The organism is Niveispirillum sp. GW835-FHT14G11 (assembly GCF_058793615.1).
Map to the genome: position 1 here is coordinate 1 of NZ_JBXAFZ010000008.1, position 25,643 is coordinate 25,643.

The window sequence follows — 25,643 nt, forward strand, 5'->3', positions numbered from 1 at the left end:
TTCGGTCACTACGATGAGCCAGAAATCCTCCCTTACGCAATCAGCCACTTCTGTCCCAAAGGGGCTGACGGCGGACATGCCAAGTACACGGGGGCTTTGCTGCTTTGGTTGGAATGGGTGGTCATGGTCATCTCCTTTGGTTTGATGGTGGATGTCCCGAAGGACGGTCATCAACAACCCGGCGATGAAGCCGCACCTGTCCCCCCTAACACGGGAGCGCACGCGAATGGAGCGGGCCGGGGTGGACAGGAAGGCGCGGCGGGTAAGACCGGCCTACACTGAGGGCACCACGATCATGCCAAAGGGTGGATGCTCCTCCACCCACGACCATAGAAGCCACCATGCCCTGTCCCCGGTACAGCGTTCCGGGCATGGTCGGATAGACCTAACTCAGGAAGGTCAATAGCAACAAGAGGCCCAAGGCCAAGGAACGGGGCCAAGCCCCAAGGGGGCGCACCCGCAGGGGGTGCGCCCACCGAACCGGCGGGCGGTTCGGATAAAGGGGATTACAGGTCGTCGTTCGGTGAAGTGGCTTTGCTGGCGGCTGCCGTCGTCCGCTTCTTCCGTTTCGCCGCCTTCGGCTTCATCACGTTGATGGCCGACGTATCCAGTGTGTGTTTGAGATGGATGGCATAGTGCTTCTCGATCATCTCGACGCTGGTTCGGCAGTTCTTGGCGATCTGGTAGATGTCCGCGCCTTCCATCAGGCGCATGCAGATATAGGTGTGCCGCAAGCTGTAGGCCGTGCGCGGCTTGCCGTCACGGTCAAGCTTGAGGCCGGTGCGTTCGAGGAGGTTGTTGAACAGCTTGATATGGTTGCCGGGAAACACCTTGTCGGTCGGCTGCGGGAAGGCCTGGACGGGAGAGGGGGGTGCCTCGCCACCTTCCTTCCTCCGTACCTGGCGCTTGCGCCGTGCCTCCTGCTGCACCGGCTTGGCGCGTGCCAGCAGGCGGCGATAGACGCGCACCGCCCCCGGCATGCTCTTGCCATGCCCGACACCGCGTTTCCCGCGCACCTCGATTTCAAGGATCTCTTCGCCGCTATGCTCGTCCTCGGCAATCCGCACATCGCGGTGTTCGAGGTTATAGGCCTCATCTGGACGCAGCCCGGTGTTGGCCATGAACAGGATGAAGTCGTACACCTGCTCGGCGTTCCAGCGGTAGAAGTCGGAAACGTCCTCGCGGGCGTATTTCCGGGCCGCTTCATAAAGCTGCTTGTATTCCTCTGGACTGAACCAAGGCCGGTGCGTGCGCTTGGCCTGTGTCTTGTAGGGAGCGGAGAGGTTCGGCAGATGGTCGATCCACCCATGGCGCTGCGCGGTCTGTAGCACCAGGCTGAGGGTGATGATCTCATTGTGAAGGGTGCTGCGCGCCGGCGGCTTGGTCTTGGGCTTGTGCTTCCCCTTGGAATGCGGGTTGGGCAGCATGTAGGTGGTCATGCGATGCACCCGGTATTCCTGCACCTTCCCCGCCGTCAGTTTGTTGATGGGCAGGTCGCCAAAGAACGGCACCAGATGCACGCGCAACCGCAGCTCATGGCCTGCCGTCCATTTCGGGCTGCGCTGGCCATCGGTGATAAGGCCATATTCCTTCTGGAACTGGCTGGCGGCCTTGCTGAAGGTCGGGCCGCTATCGAGGACACCGACACGGTCTTTGGCTTTGAGGGTGATGTACCAATCCTCGGCGGCCTTCTGGGCCTTCTCCAAGGATTCCTGGCGGGTGCTGAATTGGCGCTGTTTTCCGCCAACAGACGCGCGGGCTTGCCAGAAACGGCTGCTGCCACGCTGTTCGAGCTGGAGTTTACCCCCCAGCATTTTGATTGTCGTCATAATCGACCATTCCTTTCGCGTTAAGCGAGCGGAACGGCAATTTTACACGCATTTTTGACCAGCGACCATCAGGTTTTGCCTGAGGGGTCAAAACTGCCCTAAAACTGCCCTAGGGGTTTTGGGGCCTTTTTGCCCTTCCCCTAGCAGGTCACTGTCATTGATTTTGTTGGGAAAATTTGGTTGCGGGGGCCAGATTTGAACTGACGACCTTTAGGTTATGAGCCTGACGAACTGCCGGGCTGCTCCACCCCGCGTCAGACCGCATTTCTCTAGCGCTGGGGAATGCCTGTTTTGGTGACCGGCGTACGGCTTTGTTTATCGTGAAGTGGTTTTCCTGTTACAAGCGGACTTGGCAGCGCCCTACTCTCCTGTATCTTAAGACGAAGTACCATTGGCGTGGAGGGTTTTCACGGCAGAGTTCGGGATGGGATCGGGTAGGGGCCCCTCGCTATTTATCGTATAACCCCGATCAGGAACCATGCACAAACGAATGAATTACGCTGCTTTCTTCATTCCGTGTTGGTCAATTTTCCATATATCTTTCGATACGGATCAACAATATCAGTTCTATCAGCTTCAATAAGCAAGTATTCAAGATACTCATCCATATCCTCCACCCCAGATAATTCTTTAGAATAGTGATTAATAAGACATGACCACGCCCATGCGGCGTCTCCTTTACATACCTTCAGGAAATATCTGTAGTAAGATCTACAGCCAACCGCCGTTGAACGAAGCTCTTCGTAGTTTTTCACAAGCTTGGCAAAATGGAGACTTGCGCGTGCACAGTCAGCGGCGCGCGGCCAATCAACATCATGCGGTTGATTTGGAGCTGCAACAGCAATTGCGGCAAAGTCTACTAATTGGAAGATCGCATCAGATGCTGATATGTCAGGGTGCCGTGATTTAACGCCCGACATAATAGTGGAACAGTCAAGACAAATAAGATGATGCTCGTGTCGATCAATGCATGGATCGATCAAGAACTCTTCATTTTCATTTATTGAGATATATTCTATATGACGAACTAATTTTCCTGCCCAATGGCGATTAGGGTTCTTAGAACGACGTAAGATGTCTATCCGGTTACGTTTACAGCCTGGGCAACACCAGTCTGACGGCGCAGCTTTCCATAGGTCAGGAGCCCCTCCACCGTCATAAGTATCAACCTCCTCTGGTGTCGGACGGGCAGCAGGACGCTGCGTAACCTTCTTCGAATTAGATGCGACACCGTCGCGAGATACAGATCGAGCTTGGAATCCCCTCAAATCTTGAGAAACACTGGTGTAATCTTTTGGACACGATCTTGAGAACCAGCTGTGCAAATGCTTGTAAACTAATAGCTCATCTGACCCATGCACCAACCATGGATTTCCGCGCTCACAAGTGATATTTCCCTTAATCATTATGTCATAAAGCATATCAACAATAGATATACGGATATTGAAATCAGGTTTAGCTTCCTCGAATATTATTAAAGCAGAATGTACGTCAACTTCGTGCTCCATGTTTGGATGTGCGCGGATAAATCTTCTTATCTCACTGGGACGAAAACTGAACGAGCGAGGTATATCGCGAACTCTAGCCTTGATTATTCCATCCGCACTATTGCAATCTATACAAACAACGGTCGGTTCGAATCGTGCGACCATCTGCGCACCAAGCTTCTCGATATGAATGGTATCTGGGGGAATAGCTTCTGGCCATTTCGGGCCAAAATGTCCATACAGCTTTGATTTTAAAAGATCTGTAAGATGATCATGATGAATATCCAGACGAGCAAGTAAAATTCCCGCTTCAGATACTCTGAGTAGGTCCCGCTTTACCCGGTCGCACCCCGGACATCTCCAATCAGGAGCCTGTGAAGCCCAATTATCGTCCAGATCCAGTTTTTCAGCTTTAAAGCGACGCATTGCCGCCTTCATCTGAGGTGACCAACGTCCATCCCTTGAGAAATAGAGCTCTCCAAGTTGTTCGTCAGTCAGCGAACTCAGCACTGGGATGCCGAACTGAATGCTGTGCCATTCTACCACGTTCGCGGTCCTTCACATTGTTCTTTAATTGTTCTCGCGTACACGGAGTGACAAATCAAGCTTTGATGCGGAATTTCTCGATGAGCAGTGGACTTCCTGCCGCCAACACCCACAATTTTCTGTGAGACTCGCGGGATGGCAGAATTGTACTGCCGATCAGGGCCGGTCGATTCCGGCAACCTTCAACGAAGCCGCGATGTCCACAATGGAGCGGAACAGCGTCAGCGGATCGCCCTTGGAAGGGAGAAATCCGCGCCGCTGCTAGAAGGACGCAGCCTCATAGTTGATGGCGTTGACGATCAAGGCCCGCCCACCGATTGGCCGTGCTCCCTGGACGCAACGCGTCAGAGCGTGGCTCAGCAGGGCAGTGCCTATGCCGTGGTAGCCCATTCCAGGTCAGTTACCATGGGCTTACACGGAACGCGACCGGAAAAGACTCGCCCTCTCCAGTGCGCAACTGCTGCCTAGCAGCCGAACGGCAAGGCATTTGAGCCAAGCTTTGCGATCATAGGCAAATATGCTATAAATAGGAACCGAACTCGCGCACCAGCCTTCAGTGTTGGTACCGATGTTGGTGTTATATCGATGCAAACAGTCAATAAGGGTGTCGAATCAGTTGCTTACCCAACAAGTTCGATTCCGTCCCTGGGCACCACTTCCCGTACTATCGACTACGATCTCCTCGCATTTATACCTGAATTTCTGCGATCCAGTCTTTGAAGTGACGTGGCTATCGGCCTTCAGGTCGCGATTGGGCATAGTTTGACTGATATTGGCGTGGTTGGTCCAACAAGGCGACCTGATGGACAACGTGTTGGTATGAGCTGATCCTCTGACATCCTGTACCAACAGGCGTACGGATCGTGGCCCTGTCAGACGTGAAATGGCGAAACACCCGGTCCCGTGAAAAGATGACAAAGCTCTCCGATGGCGAGGGGCTTCAGCTCTGGGTACAGCCCACTGGAACCAAGCTCTGGCGCCTAGCCCGTCGCTGGATGCGCTGGCGGTTTCGGGGTGGCTGCCCTGGGACGCGTTTGTAACCGGGGATGAATGGGCCGGAAGCGCACCCGCCGGACCGCGTTCGGAAAGGTGATCAAACGGCAAGTCCAGGTCCTTGTCCGTCGCGACAAAACCGGGCGCCGGGAAGGCTATACGGAATATAGCGGCATCACGCCGATAAAGCTCTTGCCGGCGTAGCTCAATCAGAGAACACAAACATCGACCTTTGGTTTGGATGAGGCTGCGCCGGTCTTTGAGCAGTTGCTGGAAATCATGCCGATCGCCATCTGGCAGGTGGATGCCAGAAGCTCGGGCGCCGTTTTCGGTAATCTGAAAGACAGGGGCGTCGTCGATGTGGCAAGCGGCTTTCAGGCCAGCGAGGTCATCGCCCGTATTCAAGGCATTGCCTCGAAAGGCGCGCTGGTCTGGTCACCAATCTCACCCCACAATATCGGGCGGGAGGCCGTGCAGTTTGGTCACCATGAAAGCCGGGATCGCGATATCGAGATCAAGGCATTGTTCGGGGATAGCATGCCGGCATTCAAGGGAGACCGGGTTCAAATCCTCCAGGTTCTGATCAATCACATCATGAACGGCATGCAGACGATTTCCAGCGCCGACTCCTCCGACCCCAAAGTCATCTTGTCGACATTGGCCACCGCCGGCACCGTCAGCATGATGGTCCGCGATACCGGGCCTGGGGCGCCTGAAAATATCAGGGCCCGGATGTTCGACAGTTTCTTGACCACCAAAGTGTCGGGGAGAGCGATGGAGATTGTAGGGGAAATCGCCATCTTGGTTAACGCCCCTATACCATCGTCTTAGCGACCTGAGATGCACGGATAATTGGCCGCGATATCGTCCGGCGGCATTCTGCAACGGTCTTTCCGTTGAGAAACCAGACCCAAACAGCCCGTTCGCACCTGTCGGACAAATGGAGCCCGCGTCATGAAAAGCTATACGACCCGCGCCGCCATCGGCGCGACCCGCCGCGACGTCCTGACGGGGGGCCTGACCCTTTCGATGTTCGGCACGTTACCACTCTCCCTCCTCTCATCCGCGCCGGCTGCGGCCGCCGCACCCACAGAAGGAACGCGTATCATGGGTACGATCAAGACCAAGGACGGCACGGAGATTTTCTACAAGGACTGGGGTCCGCGCGATGCGCAGACCATCGTCTTCCACCATGGCTGGCCCCTATCGGCGGACGACTGGGACGCCCAGATGCTGTTCTTCCTGGGCAAGGGGTTTCGCGTCATCGCCCATGACCGGCGGGGCCATGGCCGGTCCAGCCAGACCGACACCGGTAACGAGATGGACACCTATGCCGAGGATGTGAAGGCGCTGGCCGCAGCGCTCGACCTGAAGGGCGCCATCCATGTCGGCCATTCCACCGGCGGCGGCGAGGTGGCGCGCTATGTGGCGCGGGCCGAGCCGGGCCGGGTGAAGAAGGCCGTGCTGCTGGGTGCCGTGCCGCCGATCATGGTGAAGTCGGACAAGAATCCCGGCGGGCTGCCACTGGAAGTGTTCGACAGTTTCCGGGCCGCCGTGGCCGGCAACCGGGCGCAGTTCTACAAGGATGTGCCGGCCGGCCCCTTCTATGGCTACAACCGGCCCGGCGCCAAGGTTTCCCAGGGTGTCATCGACAATTGGTGGCGCCAGGGCATGATGGGCGGCATCAAGGCCCAGTATGACTGTATCAAGGCCTTTTCCGAGACCGATTTCACCGAGGATCTGAAGAAGATCGACGTGCCGGTCCTGCTGATGCATGGCGATGACGACCAGATCGTGCCCATCGCCGACAGCGCGCTGCTGGGCATCAAGCTGCTGAAGAAGGGCAGCTTGAAGGTCTACAAGGGCTTCGACCATGGCATGGCCACCACCCAGGCCGACACGATCAATGCCGACCTGCTGGCCTTCTTCAAGAACTGAGGTTTCGCGTTTCCTGAATCGATAGGACCTCTGCGAAATCTGGGCTGACAGGGTTCTCAACCCCTCCACCGTCACCTCACGCGAACGCCGGAGTGACAGTGGAGGGGGCGGAACCGGGAGCGGAGAATTTCGCCGTCGTCTTGCAGCAATGGAGGTCGCCATGCTCCGTCCCGCCTTTGCCCCCGAACAATCCCCCATGGCCCGTCGCGCTTTCCTGGCAGGGGCCGCCGCGCTGACGGTGACGGCGGGCGCGCTGGATACCGGGATCGGCGTGGCGGCCCCGCCGCGCCGCTTCGGGCATGGGGATTTTCAGATCGATATGTTCAGCGATGGTTTCATCACCCTGTCGGACACCATCATCGCGCCGGATGCAGGCCCCTCCGAACGGGCCACCATCATCCGCCGCCTGGGCGGGCGGCAGGGCACGGCCGACCTCTCCGTCAACATCCCGCTGATCCGGGCCGGCAAGGCGCTGATCCTGGTCGATACCGGATCGGGGGACAAATTCCAGCCCACGGCCGGGCGGCTGCGTGACAATCTCCGGGCGGCTGGAATCGATCCGGCTGACATCACCCATGTTGTGCTGACCCATGCCCATCCCGACCATGCCGGCGGCGTGCTGCTGCCGGATGGCGGCCTGTCCTTTGCCAATGCCGCCTATCACATATCGGCGGCGGAATGGGATTTCTGGATGGGGCCGGACCCGGGCGCCCGCTATCCGGGCCTGCGCGACTTCGTGCCCGGTGCCAGGCGCGACCTGGGCGCCGTGGCCGACCGGCTGGTCCGGCTGCGCGACGGAGACGAGGTCGTGGCGGGCCTGCGAGTCCTGGCCACACCGGGCCACACGCCGGGCCATATCTCCCTGGAACTCGCGGGGGATGACGGCCTGCTGATCACCGGCGACGCCATCACCAATGTTGTCGTGTCCTTCGAACATCCGGGCTGGCGCTTCGGCTTCGATACCGACCAGGATCTGGGGGTGATCACCCGTCGCCGCCTGATCGACCGGGCGGCAGCGGAGAAGCTGCGCATGCTGGGCTATCATTGGACCAGCCCCGGCTTCGCCATCGCCGAACGGCATGGCGCCGCCTACCGCCATGTGGCACTGGCCTGAGGAGGCCTGGAAGTGGCCGGTCGGACGCCCCTGGCCTGCGCGGCACGCCGTCATCGGTGCTGATCGGCCGCGACGGTCGCATCCGCCACCATGGCTCCGGGCAGGAGGATGACATGGCCGTGGGTGCCCGGATCGCTGCGGCCATCGCGGAAAAGCCCTTCAACCCGCCATGCCGGCTGCCGGCAGTACCGACGCCTGCACGGACGAACCTGTCCCGTCCCCTGACATCTCCCGATCCCTGACATCTCCCGATCAAGGAGCGCACGCCATGACCAAACCGACCCTGACCCATGCCACTGGCGCGCCGGTGGCCGACAATCTGAACATCCAGACCGCCGGCCGGCGCGGGCCGGCGCTGCTGCAGGATATCTGGCTGATCGAGAAGCTGGCCCATTTCGACCGGGAGGTAATCCCCGAGCGGCGGATGCATGCCAAGGGCTCCGGCGCCTATGGCACCTTCACCGTGACCCACGATATCTCCCGCTACAGCAAGGCCAAGATTTTCGCGGAGATCGGCAAGCAGACGCCCGTCTTCCTGCGCTTCTCCACCGTGGCCGGGGAGCGCGGGGCGGCGGATGCGGAACGCGACATCCGTGGCTTTGCGGTCAAGTTCTATACCGAGGAGGGCAATTGGGACGTGGTGGGCAACAACACGCCGGTGTTCTTCTTCCGCGACCCGCTGCGCTTTCCCGACCTGAACCATGCCGTCAAGCGCGATCCCCGCACCGGCATGCGCAGTGCCGACAATAACTGGGATTTCTGGACCCTGCTGCCGGAGGCGCTGCACCAGGTGACCATCGTCATGTCTGACCGCGGCCTCCCCCGCACCTATCGCCACATGCACGGCTTCGGCAGCCATACGTTCAGCATGATCAACGACGCCAATGAACGGGTGTGGGTGAAGTTCCATTTCCGCAGCCTTCAGGGCATCGAGAACCTGAGCGATGCCCAGGCCGAAGCCGCCATCGGCAAGGACCGCGAGACCCACCAGCGCGACCTGTATAACAGCATCGAGGCCGGCGATTTCCCGCGCTGGACCCTGTGCATCCAGGTGATGAGCGAGGCGCAGGCGGCGGCCCATTATCACGACCCGTTCGACCTGACCAAGGTCTGGCCGCATGGCGAATACCCGCTGATCGAGGTCGGCGTGCTGGAGCTGAACCGCAATCCGGAGAACGTGTTCGCGGAGGTGGAACAGTCCGCCTTCTCCCCCGCCAACATCGTGCCGGGCATCGGATTCTCGCCCGACCGCATGCTGCAGGCCAGGCTGTTCTCCTATGGCGATGCCCAGCGCTACCGGCTGGGGGTTAATTTCAACCATATTCCGGTCAATGCGCCGAAATGCCCGTTCCACAGCTACCACCGCGACGGGGCCATGCGTACCGATGGCAACCTGGGCGGCACCCCCACCTATTTCCCCAACAGCCTGGGCCATTGGGCCGACCATCCGGAAGCCAAGGAACCGCCGCTGCCGCTGGACGGCCCGGCAACCCATTGGGATCATAGGGTGGCCGATGACCATTGGCAGCAGCCGGGTACTCTTTTTCGCCTGATGGCTCTGGCGCAACGGCAGGCTTTGTATGACAATACAGCCCGTTCCCTGGGCGCTGCCGCACCGCATATCCAGCGCCGCCATATTGAAAACTGCACAAGGGCCGACCCCGCCTATGGCGCAGGTGTGGCCAAAGCCTTGGGTCTTGATGTTTCCGCCGCAGCCGCAGAGTGAGGAAACCCATGCTTACCCGCGCCGAGCGGCAGTTCGCCCTTACTATCCTTGGCCTGCTTGCCCTGTGCGGTCTGCTGATGGCGGCCGGGGCCAATGACGATCTGTTCGCCCTGCATGGCGGTGTCATCCTGGTCTTCGCCGTGGGGCTGGGGTTCGTGGTCCTGTCGGGCCTGCATGCGCCGGAACCGTCCGACAGCCGTCTGGCCGACTATTACGACGATCCCAGCCGGGTGGGCATCGTGCTGACCATGGGCTGGGCGCTGTTCGGGCTGGCGGTGGGCGACTGGGTGGCCTGGATGCTCGCATATCCAGACCTCACCTTCGATGCCGCCTGGGCCAGTTTCGGGCGGATACGGCCCATCCATACGACAGCGGTCATCTTCGGCTTCGGCGGCAATGCCCTGATCGCGACGTCGTACCATGTCGTGCAGCGCACCTGCCGGACCCGGCTGCCGGGGCAGTTCAGCCCCTGGTTCGTGCTGCTGGGCTATAACCTGTTCTGCTTGCTGGCCGTGACCGGCTATCCCCTGGGCATCACCCAGTCCAAGGAATATGCCGAGCCGGAATGGTATGTGGATTTGTGGCTGTGCGTGGTCTGGGTCACCTATCTGGTGCTCTATATCCGCACCCTGGCGCGGCGGCGGGAGCCGCATATCTATGTGGCCAACTGGTATTATCTGGCCTTCATCGTCGTCGTGGCCATGCTGCATATCGTCAACAATATCGCCATGCCCGTAGCCTGGAATCACAGCCGGGCCTATTCCGCCTTTGCCGGCGTGCAGGACGCCATGACGCAATGGTGGTACGGGCATAACGCCGTGGCCTTCTTCCTGACCGCCGGCTTCCTGGGCATGATGTATTATTACCTGCCCGTGCGCGCCCAGCGGCCGATCTTCAGCTACCGCATGTCGATCATCAGCTTCTGGGGCATCACCTTCATGTATATGTGGGCGGGCTCCCACCATCTGCATTACACGGCCCTGCCGCATTGGGTGCAGACGCTGGGCATGACCTTCTCGCTGATCCTGCTGATCCCTTCCTGGGGGTCGGCAGCCAATGCGCTGCTGACCTTGAACGGCGCCTGGCACAAGGTGCGCGACGACGCTACCCTGCGCTTCATGATGGTGGCCGCCATCTTCTATGGACTGACCACGTTCGAAGGCTCCTTCATGGCCATCCGGGCGGTGAACTCGCTCTCGCACTATACCGACTGGACCGTTGGCCATGTGCATGCGGGCGCCCTGGGCTGGGTGGCGCTGATCAGTTTCGGCGCGCTTTACAGTCTGACGCCGGCCCTGTGGCGGCGGGAGCGGATGCATTCCGCCTGGGCCGTGGAGGCGCATTTCTGGCTGGCCCTGGCCGGGACGCTGATCTACGTCTTCGCCATGTGGAATTCGGGCGTCATCCAGGGCCTGATGTGGCGCACCTATGATACCGGCGGCACGCTGGCCTATTCCTTCGTCGACAGCCTGGTGGCCATGCATCCCTATTACATCGCGCGCGCCATCGGCGGGGCGCTGTTCCTGGCCGGGGCGGCGATCGGCGCCTGGAATGTCTGGATGACCATCCGCGGCCCCGCCGCGGTCCCGCAACCGGCGGGTGACGATAGGCCGCTGTCTGTCCTGGCGGGGGAGTGAGCCGATGTTCGGACTGCATTACAAGCTTGAAAAGCACTCCATGGCCCTGGTGCTGGGCATCATGTTCGTGGCTTCCATCGGCGGGCTGGTGGAAATCGCACCCTTGTTCACGATTGACGAGACGGTGGAGGACGCGCCCGACCTGCGGCTTTACACGCCGTTGGAGCTGGCCGGGCGCAATATCTATATCCGGGAGGGCTGCTACGCCTGCCATTCCCAGATGATCCGCACGCTTCGCGACGAGGTGGAACGGTACGGCCCCTACTCCCTGGCCGTTGAGTCCAAGCACGACCATCCCATGCAATGGGGATCGAAGCGCACCGGCCCCGACCTGGCCCGCATCGGCGGCAAATATTCCGACGAATGGCAGGTGGCGCATCTGGTCGATCCGCGCGCCGTGGTTCCGCAATCGATCATGCCATCCTACAAGTTCCTGGCGCGCACGGCCCTGCGCACCGACGATCTGGGCCTGCATCTGACGGCGTTGCGCCGGGTGGGCGTGCCCTATACCGACGCGATGGTGGCCAACGCCACCGCCGACTCCATCGCCCAGGCGGGAACGGAGGGTAGCGAGGGGCTGACCGCCCGCTATGGCGAGGCGACGCAGGCCCGGGTCTTCGATGGCGATACCGCCAAGGTGACGGAGATGGACGCACTCGTCGCCTATCTCCAGATCCTGGGCCGCCTGACCAATGCCGCCCACACCAACAGCCCGCCGCCGGAGGAATGAGATGCCGGAGACAGGCCACGCGCTGACCGTTTTCCTGGCCAAGGGGTTCGGGCTGTTCTACCTGCTGGCCCTGTCGGCCGGGGTCTTGATCTATACGTTCTGGCCCGGCAGCAGCAAGCGCTTCGACCATGCGGCCCGGTCCGTGCTGAACAAGGAGGACCGGCCATGAGTGAGGGGGCCGAGCGTGATCCGGTCACCGGGCACATGACCACGGGCCATGAATGGAACGGCATCAAGGAACTGAACACGCCGGTGCCGCGGATCGTCTGGTTCTTCCTGATCAGTACCTTCCTGTTCAGTCTGGTCTGGTGGGTGCTGATGCCGGCTTGGCCGCTGGGCAGCACCTATACCAAGGGTGTCCTGGGCATCGACCAGCGGCAGGTGGTGGCCGACGATCTGAAGCAGGCGGCAGAACAGGCGCCGGCCTGGGTGGCGACCGTCGCCGCCACCGACTATGCCGCCATCCAGGCTGATCCTGCCCTGATGGAACAGGTGCGCCGGCACGGGGCGGTATTGTTCGGCGATAATTGTGCGGCCTGCCACGGGGTGGGCGGCAGTGGCGGGCCGGGCTTTCCGGCGCTGGCGGCCGGTTCCTGGCTGTGGGGCGGATCGCCCGACGCATTGGCGGAGACCATCCGCGTCGGTATCAATTCCGATCATCCCGACACCCGCGTCTCACAAATGCCGGCCTTCGGGCGCGACCAGATGCTGACGCGGCCGGATATCCTGGCGGTGCTGGCCCATGTCCGCTCCCTGTCGGGTGCCGGGCCGGAATCGTCGGCCGGAAAGGAACTGTTCACCGCCAATTGCGCCGCCTGCCATGGCGAGGAAGGGCGCGGCATGGTGGAGATGGGGGCGCCCAACCTGACCGACGCCACCTGGATCTATGGCGGCAGTGCGGATGCCATCTTCACCACCCTCTTCTACGGGCGCCAAGGACACATGCCGCGCTGGGACCAGCGCCTGGGCGATCTGGATCGCAAGGTCCTGGCGCTCTATGTCGCCGATCTGGCCGCCGGAAGCGCCCATGCCGGTCCTTAGCCACTGGCGCATTATCCTGCTGGTCACCGCCGGCATCGCCCTGCTGTTGGGCGCCAACATCCATCTGGTGATGGTGGCGCTGGACAGCCAGCCGGAATGCGTGCCGCACCAGAAACCGGGTGTGACGCCGGCCGCCACCGGCTATAGCGCCGCCAAATCCGCCTGTTAGCTTTGGTTTTCCGTGTGATTCACGTTGCAAACGCACCCGTTTGAAACGACCACACTCTGGAGGCACCGAACATGATCAGTCCTGCCGACAGCCTGCCACCCACCGTCCCGCCTCTGCCCCATGTCAGCCCGCATGCGCGCGGCCTGCCCGCCGGGGCGGCGTTCGACTGGCTGCGCGCCGGCTGGCGGGATCTGTGGACCAATCCGGCCTGCAGCCTGGCCTATGGCGTCGTCATGCTGCTGGTCTCGCTGCTGGTGGTGGCGGGACTGGTCGGGCTGGGACGCGATTATTTTCTGTTCCCGGCCCTGGCCGGTTTCGCCATTGTGGCTCCGGCCTTTGCCACCGGGCTTTACGAGAAAAGCCGGCGGCTGGCGGAGGGTGAACGCATCGGGCTCGTCACCATGCTGCATGTGAAGGCGGCGTCTGGGCGGCAGATCCTGTTCGTGGGCGTGCTGCTCTGCCTGCTGATGCTGGTCTGGATGCGGGCGGCGGTGCTGCTCTATGCCCTGTTCTTCGGCTGGAAGCCGTTCCCGGGGCTGGAACATGTGTCGGCCATGCTGGTGACGGAACCGCTGGGCATCTGGCTGCTGCTGGTGGGCGGGGCCGTGGGCGGCCTGTTCGCCGCCTTCGGCTTCGCGATCTCCGTCTTCTCCCTGCCCATGCTGCTGGATGAGCGGATCGATGCGCTGACGGCGATGGGCACCAGCATGACCATGGTCTGGCACAATCTGCCCGTCATGCTGACCTGGGGTGCCATCGTGCTGGTGTCGCTGGGTCTGGCACTGCTGCCGGGCCTGCTGGGTCTGGTGCTGGTCTTCCCCCTGCTGGGCCATGCCACCTGGCATGCTTATCGCACCGTTCGAGGGAGGTCACACTCCGCCTCATAAAGCAGCTTTCGTCGCAAGACAGATACAGAACATCTATCAGTGATATCAAAATATGATAATTATTTTTCCAATGTATTAACACACCTCAAACAAATCTCATAGATTTCCAATAAATTTCGGATATTCGTGAGATAAAAGTTAAAAATTTTTACACTATTATTGGGCGAAGAAACATTACTGCCACTCAGATATAGATGGTCTCTTCCCTTGGGCCGCGAAGGCGGAATGGAGGGCTTGGCCCCTATCTGATCGCCCCAATGGTAACGGTCGATCACCATCAGGTTTGACCGGTACGGGCCGAAGAACAATGATCGGCCTGTACCGGTTGCAACTGAGCGTCCCCATAACGGGCACTCAACCGATCGGTCAGAGCGGACGGCGAACCCTGGCACAATGGGGTGCGCTGATCGCTTAACGGAAGATCCAGACGATGACACTGGTCAGGGCCAGCAACGCCAATGCCTGCACCCGGTAATTCCGCCACAGCGGCGTCCCGGCCAGTCCCGCCGTCTCCGCATCATAATCGGCGCGCGTCCACATCAGGGGCAGCACCCGGTCTTTGGGTGGGGCAGCACTGCACAGGCTGCCCAGAATGACCGCGGACAGCGATATGGCGAACAGCAAGGTGGCTGCCAGCAGGAAATGCATCTGGATATCTCCCGACACCTGGATGCCATGGAACAGCACCCCGCCGGCAATGAGCCCGACCACCACCCCGGCCCTGGCGCCGGTGCTGTTGGCGCGCGGCCAGAAGATGCCGGCCAGGAACAGGGCCACCACCGGCGGCACGGCATAGGCCAGCACGGCCTGAAGATACTGCCACAGGGTTTCGCTGAAACTTTCCACCACGGGCACCCAGGCCACCGACAGCACCATGAAAATCACCGTGGTGATACGCCCAATTCGGACCAGGGCCCCCTGACCGATATCCGGGTTGAACCGGCGCACGAAATCCATGGTGACCAGGGTGGAGGCGGAATTGAAGGTGCTGGCGATGGAGGACATGATCGCCGCCAGGAACCCGGCTACCACCAGCCCGACAATCCCCGCGGGCAACAGGTCGAAGATCAGGGTGGGATAGACCAGATCGGGACGGTCGAGATTGGGATAGAGCAGGATGGCGACCGACCCCGGCAGCACCATCAGGAACAGCACCGGCAGTTTCAGCAAACCGGCAAACAGGCTGCCCCAGCGGCCATGGTCAAGGTTCCTGGCCGACAGCACACGCTGAACCATGAACTGGTTGGTGCACCAAAAATACAGGCCGATCAGCGGCACGCCGGAGATCAGTCCCGTCCAGGGCAGGTCCTTGTCGTCGGCGGGGCGGATCAGGCTCATCTTCTCCGGCGAGACAGCATTCATCACCGCGTCCCAACCACCGGCCTTGTCGAAGGCGAAGATCGCCACGAACACCGACGCGCCCATCAGGATGACGGCTTGCACCACTTCCGTCACCAGCACGGCCTTCAGCCCGCCCGCCGCCGTATAGGCGCACGCCGCCAGCGCCAGCAATCCTGCGATCTGCCATAAGGGCACATCGGGCAGGATCAGCTTGAACATCAAGGCACCACCGAACAGGGTGCCGGCCGTGTCGACGATGATGTTTAGGAAGATGGTCAGGCCGGAGAAATACAGCCGGATGGAGCCATCATAACGCTGCTCCAGGAATTCCGGCATCGTATAGACTTGGCTCCGCAGGATCACCGGCAGCAGGAACAGGCAAAAGAACACCAGCACGACGCTGGCCATCCACTCGTAATTATAGACGGCGATGCCGGCGGCATAGGCTGCCCCCGCCAACCCGATCAGGGTGGTGGATGAGATGTTGGAGGCCAGCAGGGCCAGACCGATGGTCGGCCAGGTCGAACTGCGCGCCGCCAGGAAATAATCCGTGGCATTGCTGGTCTTGCGCGCGGCCAGCAGGCCCAGTGCAATGACCCCGACCAGATAGATCCCGATGATGGCGGCATCCAGCCCCGCCAATTGGCCCAGCCCTTGCGGCATCAAACCCCTCCCGATTGCTTTATGGGGCGGTGGCGCCGCCCGGTGTTTGGGCGATCATACGCAGGGTTTTCGAGTTTTGCAAACGATTGCATGACGACCATTGTTGCGACCCCTTTCCTTTGTCGGACTGCGTTGTTTCATATCTATCGGCACGGGCCTGTCTCACCCGCCCACTTAACGCTGAAGCACCGGAATTCTGGGCGCGGGACCGTCGGCCGGCGTGTCGGCCCCACCGGCCATTGAGGACTGGCGGGCGACGAAGCGGCCGGTTGAATTCAACCTATATAAACAGGGCACAAATAGCTTCCTGACGCCGAAAGCGTGACCGGCAGCCCCAATGCTGCGCCGCAAACGATTGTAGCCGGGGCGACACAGGATCCGGGTTCTTTCCTGCTTAAATCCCTTTGATCACAGTCGGCAGCGCATCATTCGACACTGGTTCCCGCGAAAACCAGCTTCTGACACTACAAAAACCTATTGCAAACGATTGCATGTGATCTATCATCACCCTCGAAGCAAAGGGGGCCGGCAAACGGCACCCCCGTGAATGGCCAAATCCGGCTTTTGAGGGAGAGAACCCAAATGAAAAGCATTCTGTTGCGTGCGTCCGCCATGGGCGCGGCGCTGGCGGCCTGCGGCCTTTCCATGGCCCATGCCCAGGAAACCCAGATCGCGCAGGCCCCGGCCGCCGCCGATGCGCCGGCCGCCAGCGATGATCTGCAAATGGAGGAGATCGTGGTGACCGCCGTGGTCAGCCAGACCTCCAAGATGCGCAGCTCCGTCTCCATCTCCGCCCTGTCGGCGGAGGACCTGATGCAGTCCGCCCCGCGCAGCACGGCGGAGATTTTCCGCAATATCCCTGGTGTGCGCTCTGAATCCACGGGCGGCGAGGGCAATGCCAATATCGCGGTGCGCGGCCTGCCGGTGGCCGCCGGTGGGGCCAAGTTCCTGCAACTGCATGAAGACGGCCTGCCCGTCATGGAGTTTGGCGATATCGCGTTCGGTAACGCCGACATCTTCCTGCGCGCCGACAGCAATGTGGCGCGGGTGGAGGCGATCCGCGGCGGTTCGGCCAGCACGCTGGCCAGCAACTCACCGGGCGGCGTCATCAACTTCATCTCCAAGACCGGTGATAAGGAAGGCGGCAGTTTTGCGATCACGCGCGGCCTGGATTACGACACGACGCGCGGCGATTTTGAGTTCGGCGGCGCCATCGGCGATAACTGGAACGCCCATATCGGCGGCTTCTACCGCGAGGGCGAGGGTGTCCGTAACGCCGATTACAATGCGGAGAGCGGCGGCCAGATCAAGGCTAACCTGACCCGCAAGTTCGAAAACGGCTATGCCCGCGTGTACTTCAAGTATCTGAACGACCGCGCCATTTCCTATGCGCCGCAGCCGACACTGGTCACCGGCACAAACAGCGACCCGAAGATCCGCTCTGTCGCGAATTTCAGCCTGCTGACCGACAGCCTGCACACGCCGAATTTCCTGACCAATGTCGGGTTGGACGGCGACAATAATGTCCGGACCAGTAGCCTGAAAGACGGGATGCGCCCGGTTTCCACGGCGGTGGGGGGTGAGTTCAAGTTCGATCTGGCCGATGGCTGGTCGGTCGCCAACAAGCTGCGCGTGGCCGATACCGCGGGGCGTTTCATCACACCGTTCCCGCAGGAAGTGATGGGCGCGCAGGCGCTGGCGGTGGCCATCGGCGGCACGGGCGCCACCCTGCGCTATACTGATGGGTCGTCGATTGGCACGCCATCGGCGCTGAACGGCAATGGCCTGGCCACGCGCATTGCGCTGTTCGATGTGGAGATCAATGATTTCTCCAACCTGGCCAATGATTTCAAACTGACCAAATCCATCATCAGCGGTGACAGCGCCATCGATCTGACGGCCGGTTACTACAAGGCTCGCCAGAATATCGAGATGGACTGGCTGTGGAACACCTATGTCATGGATGTGAAGGGCCGCGATGGTCGCCTGCTGGATGTCTATAGTGCGGCGGGAGAGAAGCTGACCAGCAATGGTCTGCTGGCCTATGGCGTGCCGCTCTGGGGCAATTGCTGCACCCGCCGCTATGACGCGCAATACACGATCGACGCGCCCTATGTCTCGGCGGCGTGGGAGATGGGGCAGTGGAACCTGGACGCCTCGCTGCGCCGGGATGAGGGGCAGGCGCGCGGCAGCTACACCGCCAGCCGTCAGGCCCAGGTCGATGTCAATCGCGACGGCGCCATCAATGTTCCCGAACAGTCGGTGTCGGTGATCGACAGCGCCAACCCGCAGCCCATCAATTATGACTGGGGCTACTGGTCCTGGTCGGTGGGTGCGAACTATATGATCGATCCCGATCTGGCGGCCTTTGCCCGCGTCAGCCAGGGTGGCCGCGCCAATGCCGACCGTTTGCTGTTCGGTCGTCTGCGGGCCGACGGGTCGGTCGCCAAGCAGGATGCGGTCGATATGGTCGATCAGTATGAAGCCGGCCTGAAATGGCGTGGGGAGGATGTCAGCGTCTTTGCCACCGCCTTCTATGCCAAGACCCAGGAGCAGAATTTCGAGGCGACCAGCCAGCGCTTCTTTGACCGCACCTACACGGCCAAGGGGATCGAGCTGGAAGCCACCTACCGCTATGAAGGCTTCCTGTTGAGTGGTGGGGCCACCTGGACCGATGCCGAGATTTCCAAGGACGCGCTGACCCCGGCGGTCAAGGGCAATATGCCCCGCCGTCAGGCCAAGCTGGTCTATCAGGTGACCCCTTCCTACAGCTATGAGGGCTATACGCTGGGCGCCAATATCATCGGCACCACCAAATCCTATGCCCAGGACAATAACGAACTGGTGATGCCCGGCTATGCCCAGGTGAACCTGTTTGCCGATTACCGCATCACCGATGGCCTGTCGCTGTCCATCAATGTCAACAACCTGTTGAATGCCAAGGGCCTGACGGAGTCCGAGGAGGGGTCGATCATCGCGGATCAGGACAATATCATCCGTGCCCGGTCGATCAATGGCCGGACCAGCAGTGCCACCCTGAAATACAGTTTCTGATCCTCCTTGCCCACCCTGGGGCTCGCTGAATAAGCGGGTCTGAGGGTGGGCTCAAGATGCCGTGCCGCCGGCACGGGCTGGCACGGCATCCTTTTCTTTGATGTTGCCCAATTCTGGAACCAAGATGATGACCGGCTTCCCCCTGCCCCTTCCCACGGATGATGCCGACCTGACGGCCCGGTTGCAGGCACGCATCGATGCCCATTGGCCCGCTGCGGTCGATGTTTTGCGTCGGCTTTATGCCGGACGGGATGATCTTTGCCTGTGGGAGGAACGACTGGCCGCCCGTCTGTTGAGCGCTGCCCAGGCCCGACCAGACGATCTGCGCGCCCTGGATGTGGTGCGGGAAGCCCGGCCCGACTGGCTGCTGGCGCCCGACATGATCGGATATTGCACCTATATCGACCGGTTCGCAGGCACCCTGGCCGGGGCGCGGGCGCGGATCGACGAATTGACACGGTTGGGCGTGCGGTATTTCCACCCGCTGCCGCTGCTGTGCCCGCGTGACGGCGACAGCGATGGCGGCTTTGCCGTGGCTGATTTCCGGCAGGTTGATCCAAGGCTGGGCAGCATGGAGGATCTGCGGGCCCTGTCCGGCGATCTGCGGGCCCGTGGGATCAGCCTGTGCCTGGATATCGTGTGCAATCACACCGCCGATACCCACGCCTGGGCGGTGGCCGCAAAGGCCGGCGATCCCGCCTTCCGGGATTTCTATCATGTGGTGGCCAGCGCCAGCGAGGTGGCGGCGCTGGAAAGCCATCTGGGTCAGGTGTTCCCGCAAACCGCACCCGGCAATTTCACGCCCATGCCGGACATGGGCGGGTTCGTCTGGACCACCTTCTATCCATTCCAATGGGATCTGAACTACGCCAACCCGGCCGTGTTCATCGAAATGCTGGACGTGCTGCTGTATCTGGCCAACCAAGGGGCGGAAGTGTTCCGTCTGGACAGCGCGCCCTTCCTGTGGAAACGCGCCGGCACCGATTGCCGGGGGCTGGAGGAAACGCATCTGGTGGTGCGGGCCTGGCGCGCGCTGTTGTCCATCGCCGCCCCCGCCGTGGCGTTGAAGGCCGAAGCCATCGTCGGGCTTGAGGAGGTTCTGCCCTTCCTGGGCACGGCCGCGCAGCCGGAATGCCATCTGGCCTATAACAACGCGGCGATGACCGCCCTGTGGGCGGCCCTGGCCACGGGCGACACAGGCCCCCTGTTGCATTGCCTGAACGCAGCGCTGGCCCGGCCGGCGGGGGCCGGGTGGCTGACATATGTGCGCTGCCATGATGACATCATCTGGGGGGCGCTGAAGGGTGTCATCGACGACGAAAAACTGGCCTGGATTTCGGATTTCTATGCCGGCCTGGTGCCGGGATCGTTCGCCGATGGAAGCGCATTCCAGGCGGAGCCAGGGGCCGTGCGTTCCACCAACGGCATGGCGGCATCGCTGTGTGGGGTGCGGGACGGGCAAATGGATGCCGACGCCCTGGCCCGGCTGCGCCTGCTCTATGGCGTCACCTTTGCGCTGGATGGCATTCCCGCAATCTATATGGGCGATGAACGCGCGCTGACCAATGATGCCGATTATGCGGCGGAACCCGATCATGCGCTGGATGGCCGCTGGCTGCACCGCCCGGTCATGGACTGGAACCGGCCTGCCGGCCCGATGGCGGTGGCGCTGGAACAGTTGGCCGGCTTGCGCCGCGGCCGGGCGGTTATGCATGGCGGCAATCCCGCCCTGCCGCTGCCAATGCCCGATCCGGCGATACTGGCGTTCGAGCGGACGGATGGGCAGGATCGGTTGGTTTGTCTGGGCAATTTCAGCGCACAGTCCAAATCCGTCGATCTGTCGGCCCACGGCCTGACCGGCGATTGGGTTGATCTGCTGGATGCTGTCGGCATTATGCCGGAAAATGTGACGATGGCCCCCTGGGGCCTGCGCTGGTTGACGATCAGGGGGTAAGGCGATGCGCTATGCCGGGATTGAACTGGGTGGAACCAAGGTGGTGGTCGCGGCGGGCAGCAGCCCGGACGACCTGACACCCCCCATCCGCATTCCCACCACGGATCCGGCCACCACGCTGGACGCCATCCTGGCGGCGCTGGCGACGGTGGGCCCGTTCGACGCCGTCGGGGTGGCCAGTTTCGGGCCTGTCTGTCTGGACCCCGATGATCCGGGTGGATTGCGCATTACCAACACGCCCAAGCCGGGCTGGTCACAGACGCCGATCGCTGCCCCCCTGATGGCGCGGTTCGGTGTGCCCGTTGTGCTGGATACGGATGTCAATGGTGCGGCCCTGGGCGAAGGGCGATGGGGTGCTGCACGCGGATTGACCGATTTCGCCTATATCACCGTGGGGACCGGCGTCGGTGTCGGGCTGGTGGTCAATGGCCGGCCCGTGCATGGGCTGCTGCATCCCGAAGCCGGCCATCTGCTGGTCCGTCGCGACCCGGCGGCAGACCCCTACACCGGCCATTGCCCGTTCCATGGCGATTGCCTGGAGGGGCTGGCCAGTGGTCCTGCGATCGCCGCACGGGTGGGACGACCGGCGGAGGAGCTTGGAGAGGATCATCCGGTCTGGCCGCTGGTCGGTGATTATATCGGCCAGCTTTGTGCCAGCCTGGCCCTGGTCACCTCACCGCGCCGCATCATTCTGGGCGGCGGTGTGGGGCAGCGGCCCGGCGTGCGCGCAGCGGCGGAAGCCGCCATGCGCCGCCATCTGGCCGGTTACATCCCGCTGCCCGGCCCCGACGGCTTCATCGTGGAGCCGGGCCTGGGCAACCTGTCCGGTGTGCTGGGCGCCATCGCGCTTGCGGCGATGGGTTAAGCCCCGCAGGATTTGCGGATGACCAGTTCCGCCGGCATGGTGGCCGACGGGGTATTCTCCCCGTCCATGCGCCGGAACAATAGATCGACCATCACCTTCGCCCCATGCGCCAGGTCCTGACGGATCGTGGTGAGCGGCGGGTTCGTATAGGCGGCAATGTTGATATCGTCGAAGCCGACGACGGCCACATCCTGGGGCACGCGCAGGCCGGCGGCGTTCAGTGCCTTGATGGCGGCAATGGCAATGACGTCGGACACGGCGAAGACGGCATCGAAGGCGGCCCCGCTGTCGATCAGGCCGCGTACCGTGTCATAGGCCGTATCGACGGTGAAATGCGCCGGTGCCATCAGGGCCGGATCGGGGTCGATCCCGGCGGCTTTAAGGGCCCGAAGGTACCCCTCGCGGCGCAACCCCACCTCCGGCAGGTCGCCCACGCCCAGAAAGGCGATGCGTCGGCGCCCCAGACGCAACAGATGTTCCGTCGCCGTGCGGCCGCCACCGATATTGTCCGACCCGACGGAGCAGTAAAGCTGATTGGGCAGATGCGCGCCCCACACCACCAACGGCAGATGGGTGCGGGCAGCGGCGTTCAGTGCTGCATGCTGGTCGCTCTGCCCGATGATTAACAGCCCGTCGGTGCGCTGCGACTGGATCAGCCGTTCCTGCCAGCCGGGCTCCGGCCGCGCCACCTTGGACAGCAGCACGGTATAGTCGCGCGCCGTGATCTCATCGGCCAGCCGGCCGAACAGTTCGATGAAGAACGGATCGGAGATGAGCTGCCCCACCTCATGGCCCAGCGGAATGACGACGCCGATGGTGCGGGTCCGTTTCAGGCGCAGATTGCGCGCCTGTTCATTGACGACATACCCTTGTGACTGGGCGATGGCCAGAATCTCGTCACGCTTGGCCTGTGGCACCAGGCTGCTGCCGGCCAAGGCGCGTGAGACGGTGCTGACCGACATCCCGGCCAGCTTGGCGATATCAGCCATCTTGATCGGCTCGGCCATGCGCATCCAACCGTTTGTAATACCAGGGGGCAAAAATTCTGCCCCCTGGTACCCGCGCCGACTGGCGCGGCGGCGACCCAAGCCGCGGAAGCCATCAATTTCCGACCTGCCGGAATTCAATGGCACTCGTATAGGGGGCTGGCTCAGGTCTGGACGAACCGGGCAGCACTGTCAACCGGCTTGGCGGCGCATCAACGCCGCCGGGTTCCAGCCGCCCTTGACGCGTTATTCACCATCCAGATCGAACAGGGCCGGGACATTGGGCCCCTATTGAACGCTGCAATGGTGTGTCCTGTCGACCGGTCGCGGCCGTGTGGGGCACCAACTTGACCGTCCTGCAATTCGGTAGCTTTTTTCGGCGGAAATTGGAATGTCTCATAACAAAATAAACGCCGGGGGTGACAGACACGGAATTCGTGCAGCACCCCCGCAAAGGGGAGGTTAAACAAAATGAAGTCGAAACTGTTCGCGACCGTCGCCGTCGCGGCCATCGCCTGCCTGCCAATGCCTGCCGGGGCGCAGGCACCACCGGCCCCCGCCGCCGCTGAGCCCTTTGAGGGGTTGGAGGAGATCGTGGTGACGGCACAGCGCCGGTCGGAAAACCTGCAAACGGTTCCGATTGCGGCGACGGCCCTGACGGGGGATGCGCTGGCGGATAAGGGGGTGGAGCGGCTGGCCGACCTGCAATTCGCAGCACCGTCCCTGTCCATCACCGATCAGGGCCTGACCCAGTCGGTGAATATCCGCGGCATCGGCATCGCCAGCGGTTCGCCCGCCGTCGCGAACGGTGTCGCCACCTATATTGATGGCGTGTTCCAGCCCCCGATCCTGACCACCAGCAGCTTCTACGACATTCAGAATGTGGAGGTGCTGCGCGGGCCGCAGGGCACGCTGGTCGGCTCCAACTCCACCGGCGGCGCCATTTTCATCAATACGCAAAGCCCCTCGACCGACCGCGTGAAGGGCTATGCCCAGGCCAGTTACGGCACCTATGACGAGGTGACGGGCCAGGGCGCCGTGAATGTGCCCCTGTCCGACACGCTGGCGTTCCGGGTGGCCGGCAACTACCGCAAGCGCGACAGCTACTACGATGATGTCGGCAGTTTCGACAACAAACCCGACCGGCTGAATGAGAAGGCCGGCCGCGTCGGCGTGACATGGGAGCCGGGCAGTTTCCAGGCCCTGGGCAAGATCGAAATGATCGACAAGCAAACGGGCGGCTATGCCTATCGCCCCATCCAGAGCACGACCTTTGCCGCCAACCGCCGCGCCGATTTCCGGGAACTGACCTATAACGCGCCCACGAAGAACCATGAGCGGGCGTTCCTGTCGAGCCTGGAACTGCGCCAGGAATTCGACAATGGCATCACGCTGCGCTCGGTCAGCGGTTTCACCAACAAGCGCATCAATAATCTGTATGACCTGGATGGCGCCATCACGGCCCCACCGGGTGAAAGCGCCACGCAGACCCAGGACCAGTATGTCCGCGAACGGCAATGGAGCCAGGAATTCAACCTGATCTCCCCCACCGATGGCGACTTTGACTGGATCCTGGGCGGGTATTATCAGAAGAACAAGATCGATGTGGATATCCAGAACCGCAGCCAGATCATCACCGATCCGACCGATATCGACCAGCAGCAGGACAAGGTGACCACCGGCGTCTTTGCCCAGGGCAATTATGAACTGGCATCGTCGCTGGAGCTTCAGGCCGGCCTGCGTTACTCGCATTTCAAGGCCGAACAGGAAGGCAGTGTGGTGATCGGGGCCGGCTCCCCCATTTTCGGCCCGGCAGGACTGCAGGTCGCGGACCTGAAGGGTGGCCATCCGGATGGCCGCGTCACGGGCAAACTGGGTCTGAACTGGCAGGCCGATGACGACACCATGGTCTATGCCTTCGCCGCGCGCGGATACAAGCCGGGCGGATCGAATTCCGCCGTGTCGGAATTCGGGCCCGAGACGGTGTGGGATTATGAGGCGGGCGTGAAATCCACGCTGCTGGACGGGCACCTGCGCACCCAGGCCGGCCTGTTCTACATGAATTACAAGGGCTTCCAGTTCGATGCCCGCAACACCTCCACCGGTGAGTCGGGCGTATCCAACATTGCCAATGCCACCATCAAGGGGGCGGAGCTGCAGGTGCAGGCGCGGGCGGGCGGCTTCTCCGTCGATGGCGGCTTCGCCTATGTCGACAGCAAGCTGGACACGCTGACGCTGGTCAATACCCGCACCCTGCCCTCGCTGTCGCAATATGGGCCGCAATGCCCGGCCGGCACCCCGTCCAACCCGCCTGTCTGCTTTGACTTCCAGCCCTACCTGACCAATGCCGGCGGCGGGGACAACCTGTTCTCCCCGAAATGGAGCTACAATCTGGGTGTGCAGTACGAGATGGATGTGGCGGCGGACATGGTGCTGACCCCGCGTCTGAACTATGCCTATGTCGGACCGCGTTGGACCAACCTGCTCTACACCCCGACACTGGATTACCTGAAGGCCCGCGGCCTGCTGTCGGCGCAGCTGTCCCTGACCATGGGGGATTGGACGCTGGAGGCCTATGGCAGCAACCTGGCCGACAAGGATTATGTCAGCGGGCAGAGCGGCAATAACGAACTTTACGGGCCCCCGCGCGAATATGGCATCCGCGCCTCGGTCCGATTCTAAG

Annotated in this window: 21 protein-coding genes, 1 tRNA gene and 1 rRNA gene; 17 read left to right on the forward strand and 6 right to left on the reverse strand. The window is 61.8% G+C overall.

What is annotated here, in order from left to right; genetic code table 11:
• Window positions 1-282, forward strand: a 282-nt coding sequence (locus AC1Q7F_RS15445) for a hypothetical protein (protein WP_492508366.1), incomplete at its 5' end; no start/stop codon positions are given.
• A 224-nt stretch (window positions 283-506) separates the two neighbouring features.
• Here AC1Q7F_RS15445 and AC1Q7F_RS15450 read toward each other — a convergent pair.
• From AC1Q7F_RS15450 to AC1Q7F_RS15465, 4 genes are all read right to left on the reverse strand, one after another.
• A complete protein-coding gene (locus AC1Q7F_RS15450) occupies window positions 507-1,829 on the reverse strand; it encodes a tyrosine-type recombinase/integrase (RefSeq protein ID WP_492508368.1) in 1,323 nt (440 codons plus the stop codon).
• A gap of 177 nt (window positions 1,830-2,006) precedes the next feature.
• A tRNA-Met gene (locus AC1Q7F_RS15455) sits at window positions 2,007-2,083 on the reverse strand.
• 93 nt (window positions 2,084-2,176) lie between these two features.
• A 5S ribosomal RNA gene (rrf, locus tag AC1Q7F_RS15460) occupies window positions 2,177-2,292 on the reverse strand.
• A gap of 46 nt (window positions 2,293-2,338) precedes the next feature.
• On the reverse strand, window positions 2,339-3,862 hold the full coding sequence (locus AC1Q7F_RS15465; protein WP_492508370.1) for a hypothetical protein: 1,524 nt from the start codon (window positions 3,860-3,862) through the stop codon (window positions 2,339-2,341).
• An 878-nt stretch (window positions 3,863-4,740) separates the two neighbouring features.
• Here AC1Q7F_RS15465 and AC1Q7F_RS15470 point away from each other — a divergent pair.
• From AC1Q7F_RS15470 to AC1Q7F_RS15525, 12 genes are all read left to right on the forward strand, one after another.
• The gene (locus AC1Q7F_RS15470) at window positions 4,741-4,902 is read left to right on the forward strand and encodes an integrase arm-type DNA-binding domain-containing protein (protein WP_492508957.1); all 162 of its coding nucleotides are present in this window, start codon (window positions 4,741-4,743) and stop codon (window positions 4,900-4,902) included.
• Window positions 4,903-5,092: 190 nt separating this feature from the next.
• Window positions 5,093-5,686 (forward strand): ATP-binding protein, encoded by a 594-nt coding sequence (locus AC1Q7F_RS15475; protein ID WP_492508372.1) that lies wholly within the window; start codon window positions 5,093-5,095, stop codon window positions 5,684-5,686.
• 123 nt (window positions 5,687-5,809) lie between these two features.
• Complete coding sequence (locus tag AC1Q7F_RS15480) at window positions 5,810-6,793, forward strand: alpha/beta fold hydrolase (protein ID WP_492508374.1); 984 nt, start codon at window positions 5,810-5,812, stop codon at window positions 6,791-6,793.
• Between the two features lie 160 nt (window positions 6,794-6,953).
• Window positions 6,954-7,907, forward strand: coding sequence for an MBL fold metallo-hydrolase (locus tag AC1Q7F_RS15485; RefSeq protein WP_492508376.1), 954 nt, complete (start codon window positions 6,954-6,956; stop codon window positions 7,905-7,907).
• 113 nt (window positions 7,908-8,020) lie between these two features.
• Complete coding sequence (locus tag AC1Q7F_RS15490) at window positions 8,021-8,149, forward strand: hypothetical protein (protein WP_492508378.1); 129 nt, start codon at window positions 8,021-8,023, stop codon at window positions 8,147-8,149.
• A 26-nt stretch (window positions 8,150-8,175) separates the two neighbouring features.
• Window positions 8,176-9,633, forward strand: coding sequence for a catalase (locus AC1Q7F_RS15495; protein WP_492508380.1), 1,458 nt, complete (start codon window positions 8,176-8,178; stop codon window positions 9,631-9,633).
• A gap of 8 nt (window positions 9,634-9,641) precedes the next feature.
• On the forward strand, window positions 9,642-11,270 hold the full coding sequence (gene ccoN, locus AC1Q7F_RS15500) for a cytochrome-c oxidase, cbb3-type subunit I (protein ID WP_492508382.1): 1,629 nt from the start codon (window positions 9,642-9,644) through the stop codon (window positions 11,268-11,270).
• Between the two features lie 4 nt (window positions 11,271-11,274).
• Window positions 11,275-12,000, forward strand: a complete 726-nt coding sequence (ccoO, locus tag AC1Q7F_RS15505; RefSeq protein ID WP_492508384.1) for a cytochrome-c oxidase, cbb3-type subunit II — start codon at window positions 11,275-11,277, stop codon at window positions 11,998-12,000.
• A gap of 1 nt (window position 12,001) precedes the next feature.
• Window positions 12,002-12,169 (forward strand): cbb3-type cytochrome oxidase subunit 3, encoded by a 168-nt coding sequence (locus AC1Q7F_RS15510; protein WP_492508386.1) that lies wholly within the window; start codon window positions 12,002-12,004, stop codon window positions 12,167-12,169.
• Window positions 12,166-13,041: a cytochrome-c oxidase, cbb3-type subunit III gene (ccoP, locus tag AC1Q7F_RS15515; protein WP_492508388.1), complete on the forward strand. Its 876-nt coding sequence runs from the start codon at window positions 12,166-12,168 to the stop codon at window positions 13,039-13,041. The genes AC1Q7F_RS15510 and ccoP overlap by 4 nt, the downstream gene beginning before the upstream one ends.
• Window positions 13,028-13,210: a hypothetical protein gene (locus tag AC1Q7F_RS15520; protein WP_492508390.1), complete on the forward strand. Its 183-nt coding sequence runs from the start codon at window positions 13,028-13,030 to the stop codon at window positions 13,208-13,210. The genes ccoP and AC1Q7F_RS15520 overlap by 14 nt, the downstream gene beginning before the upstream one ends.
• Window positions 13,211-13,281: 71 nt before the next feature.
• Complete coding sequence (locus AC1Q7F_RS15525; RefSeq protein WP_492508392.1) at window positions 13,282-14,097, forward strand: DUF2189 domain-containing protein; 816 nt, start codon at window positions 13,282-13,284, stop codon at window positions 14,095-14,097.
• Between the two features lie 411 nt (window positions 14,098-14,508).
• Here AC1Q7F_RS15525 and AC1Q7F_RS15530 read toward each other — a convergent pair whose 3' ends face one another.
• On the reverse strand, window positions 14,509-16,101 hold the full coding sequence (locus tag AC1Q7F_RS15530) for a sodium:solute symporter (protein ID WP_492508394.1): 1,593 nt from the start codon (window positions 16,099-16,101) through the stop codon (window positions 14,509-14,511).
• Between the two features lie 582 nt (window positions 16,102-16,683).
• On the opposite strand from AC1Q7F_RS15530, the gene AC1Q7F_RS15535 reads away from it, so the two are divergent.
• From AC1Q7F_RS15535 to AC1Q7F_RS15545, 3 genes are all read left to right on the forward strand, one after another.
• Window positions 16,684-19,155, forward strand: a complete 2,472-nt coding sequence (locus tag AC1Q7F_RS15535) for a TonB-dependent receptor (protein ID WP_492508396.1) — start codon at window positions 16,684-16,686, stop codon at window positions 19,153-19,155.
• Between the two features lie 127 nt (window positions 19,156-19,282).
• Entirely contained in the window at window positions 19,283-21,109 is a 1,827-nt protein-coding gene (locus tag AC1Q7F_RS15540) for an alpha-amylase family glycosyl hydrolase (protein ID WP_492508398.1), read from the forward strand.
• Window positions 21,110-21,113: 4 nt separating this feature from the next.
• Window positions 21,114-21,974, forward strand: coding sequence for an ROK family protein (locus AC1Q7F_RS15545; protein ID WP_492508400.1), 861 nt, complete (start codon window positions 21,114-21,116; stop codon window positions 21,972-21,974).
• On the opposite strand, the gene AC1Q7F_RS15550 is transcribed toward AC1Q7F_RS15545, so the two are convergent.
• Window positions 21,971-22,981 (reverse strand): LacI family DNA-binding transcriptional regulator, encoded by a 1,011-nt coding sequence (locus AC1Q7F_RS15550; protein ID WP_492508402.1) that lies wholly within the window; start codon window positions 22,979-22,981, stop codon window positions 21,971-21,973. The two genes, AC1Q7F_RS15545 and AC1Q7F_RS15550, sit on opposite strands and share 4 nt — an antisense overlap.
• Before the next feature lie 450 nt (window positions 22,982-23,431).
• Here AC1Q7F_RS15550 and AC1Q7F_RS15555 point away from each other — a divergent pair, with 450 nt between their 5' ends.
• Window positions 23,432-25,642, forward strand: a complete 2,211-nt coding sequence (locus AC1Q7F_RS15555) for a TonB-dependent receptor (RefSeq protein ID WP_492508404.1) — start codon at window positions 23,432-23,434, stop codon at window positions 25,640-25,642.
• The last annotated feature ends 1 nt before the right edge of the window (window position 25,643 follow it).

What these genes read in the sequence shown, in the direction of transcription:
- ccoN (WP_492508382.1), top strand. Translation starts at nt 9,642, where the DNA reads ATGCTTACCCGCGCCGAGCGGCAGTTCGCCCTTACTATCCTTGGCCTG.
- AC1Q7F_RS15480 (WP_492508374.1), top strand. Translation starts at nt 5,810, where the DNA reads ATGAAAAGCTATACGACCCGCGCCGCCATCGGCGCGACCCGCCGCGAC.
- AC1Q7F_RS15545 (WP_492508400.1), top strand. Translation starts at nt 21,114, where the DNA reads ATGCGCTATGCCGGGATTGAACTGGGTGGAACCAAGGTGGTGGTCGCG.
- AC1Q7F_RS15520 (WP_492508390.1), top strand. Translation starts at nt 13,028, where the DNA reads ATGCCGGTCCTTAGCCACTGGCGCATTATCCTGCTGGTCACCGCCGGC.
- ccoO (WP_492508384.1), top strand. Translation starts at nt 11,275, where the DNA reads ATGTTCGGACTGCATTACAAGCTTGAAAAGCACTCCATGGCCCTGGTG.
- AC1Q7F_RS15540 (WP_492508398.1), top strand. Translation starts at nt 19,283, where the DNA reads ATGACCGGCTTCCCCCTGCCCCTTCCCACGGATGATGCCGACCTGACG.
- ccoP (WP_492508388.1), top strand. Translation starts at nt 12,166, where the DNA reads ATGAGTGAGGGGGCCGAGCGTGATCCGGTCACCGGGCACATGACCACG.
- AC1Q7F_RS15510 (WP_492508386.1), top strand. Translation starts at nt 12,002, where the DNA reads ATGCCGGAGACAGGCCACGCGCTGACCGTTTTCCTGGCCAAGGGGTTC.
- AC1Q7F_RS15550 (WP_492508402.1), bottom strand. Translation starts at nt 22,981, where the DNA reads ATGGCCGAGCCGATCAAGATGGCTGATATCGCCAAGCTGGCCGGGATG.
- AC1Q7F_RS15535 (WP_492508396.1), top strand. Translation starts at nt 16,684, where the DNA reads ATGAAAAGCATTCTGTTGCGTGCGTCCGCCATGGGCGCGGCGCTGGCG.
- AC1Q7F_RS15495 (WP_492508380.1), top strand. Translation starts at nt 8,176, where the DNA reads ATGACCAAACCGACCCTGACCCATGCCACTGGCGCGCCGGTGGCCGAC.
- AC1Q7F_RS15490 (WP_492508378.1), top strand. Translation starts at nt 8,021, where the DNA reads ATGGCCGTGGGTGCCCGGATCGCTGCGGCCATCGCGGAAAAGCCCTTC.
- AC1Q7F_RS15450 (WP_492508368.1), bottom strand. Translation starts at nt 1,829, where the DNA reads ATGACGACAATCAAAATGCTGGGGGGTAAACTCCAGCTCGAACAGCGT.
- AC1Q7F_RS15555 (WP_492508404.1), top strand. Translation starts at nt 23,432, where the DNA reads ATGAAGTCGAAACTGTTCGCGACCGTCGCCGTCGCGGCCATCGCCTGC.
- AC1Q7F_RS15530 (WP_492508394.1), bottom strand. Translation starts at nt 16,101, where the DNA reads ATGCCGCAAGGGCTGGGCCAATTGGCGGGGCTGGATGCCGCCATCATC.
- AC1Q7F_RS15485 (WP_492508376.1), top strand. Translation starts at nt 6,954, where the DNA reads ATGCTCCGTCCCGCCTTTGCCCCCGAACAATCCCCCATGGCCCGTCGC.
- AC1Q7F_RS15525 (WP_492508392.1), top strand. Translation starts at nt 13,282, where the DNA reads ATGATCAGTCCTGCCGACAGCCTGCCACCCACCGTCCCGCCTCTGCCC.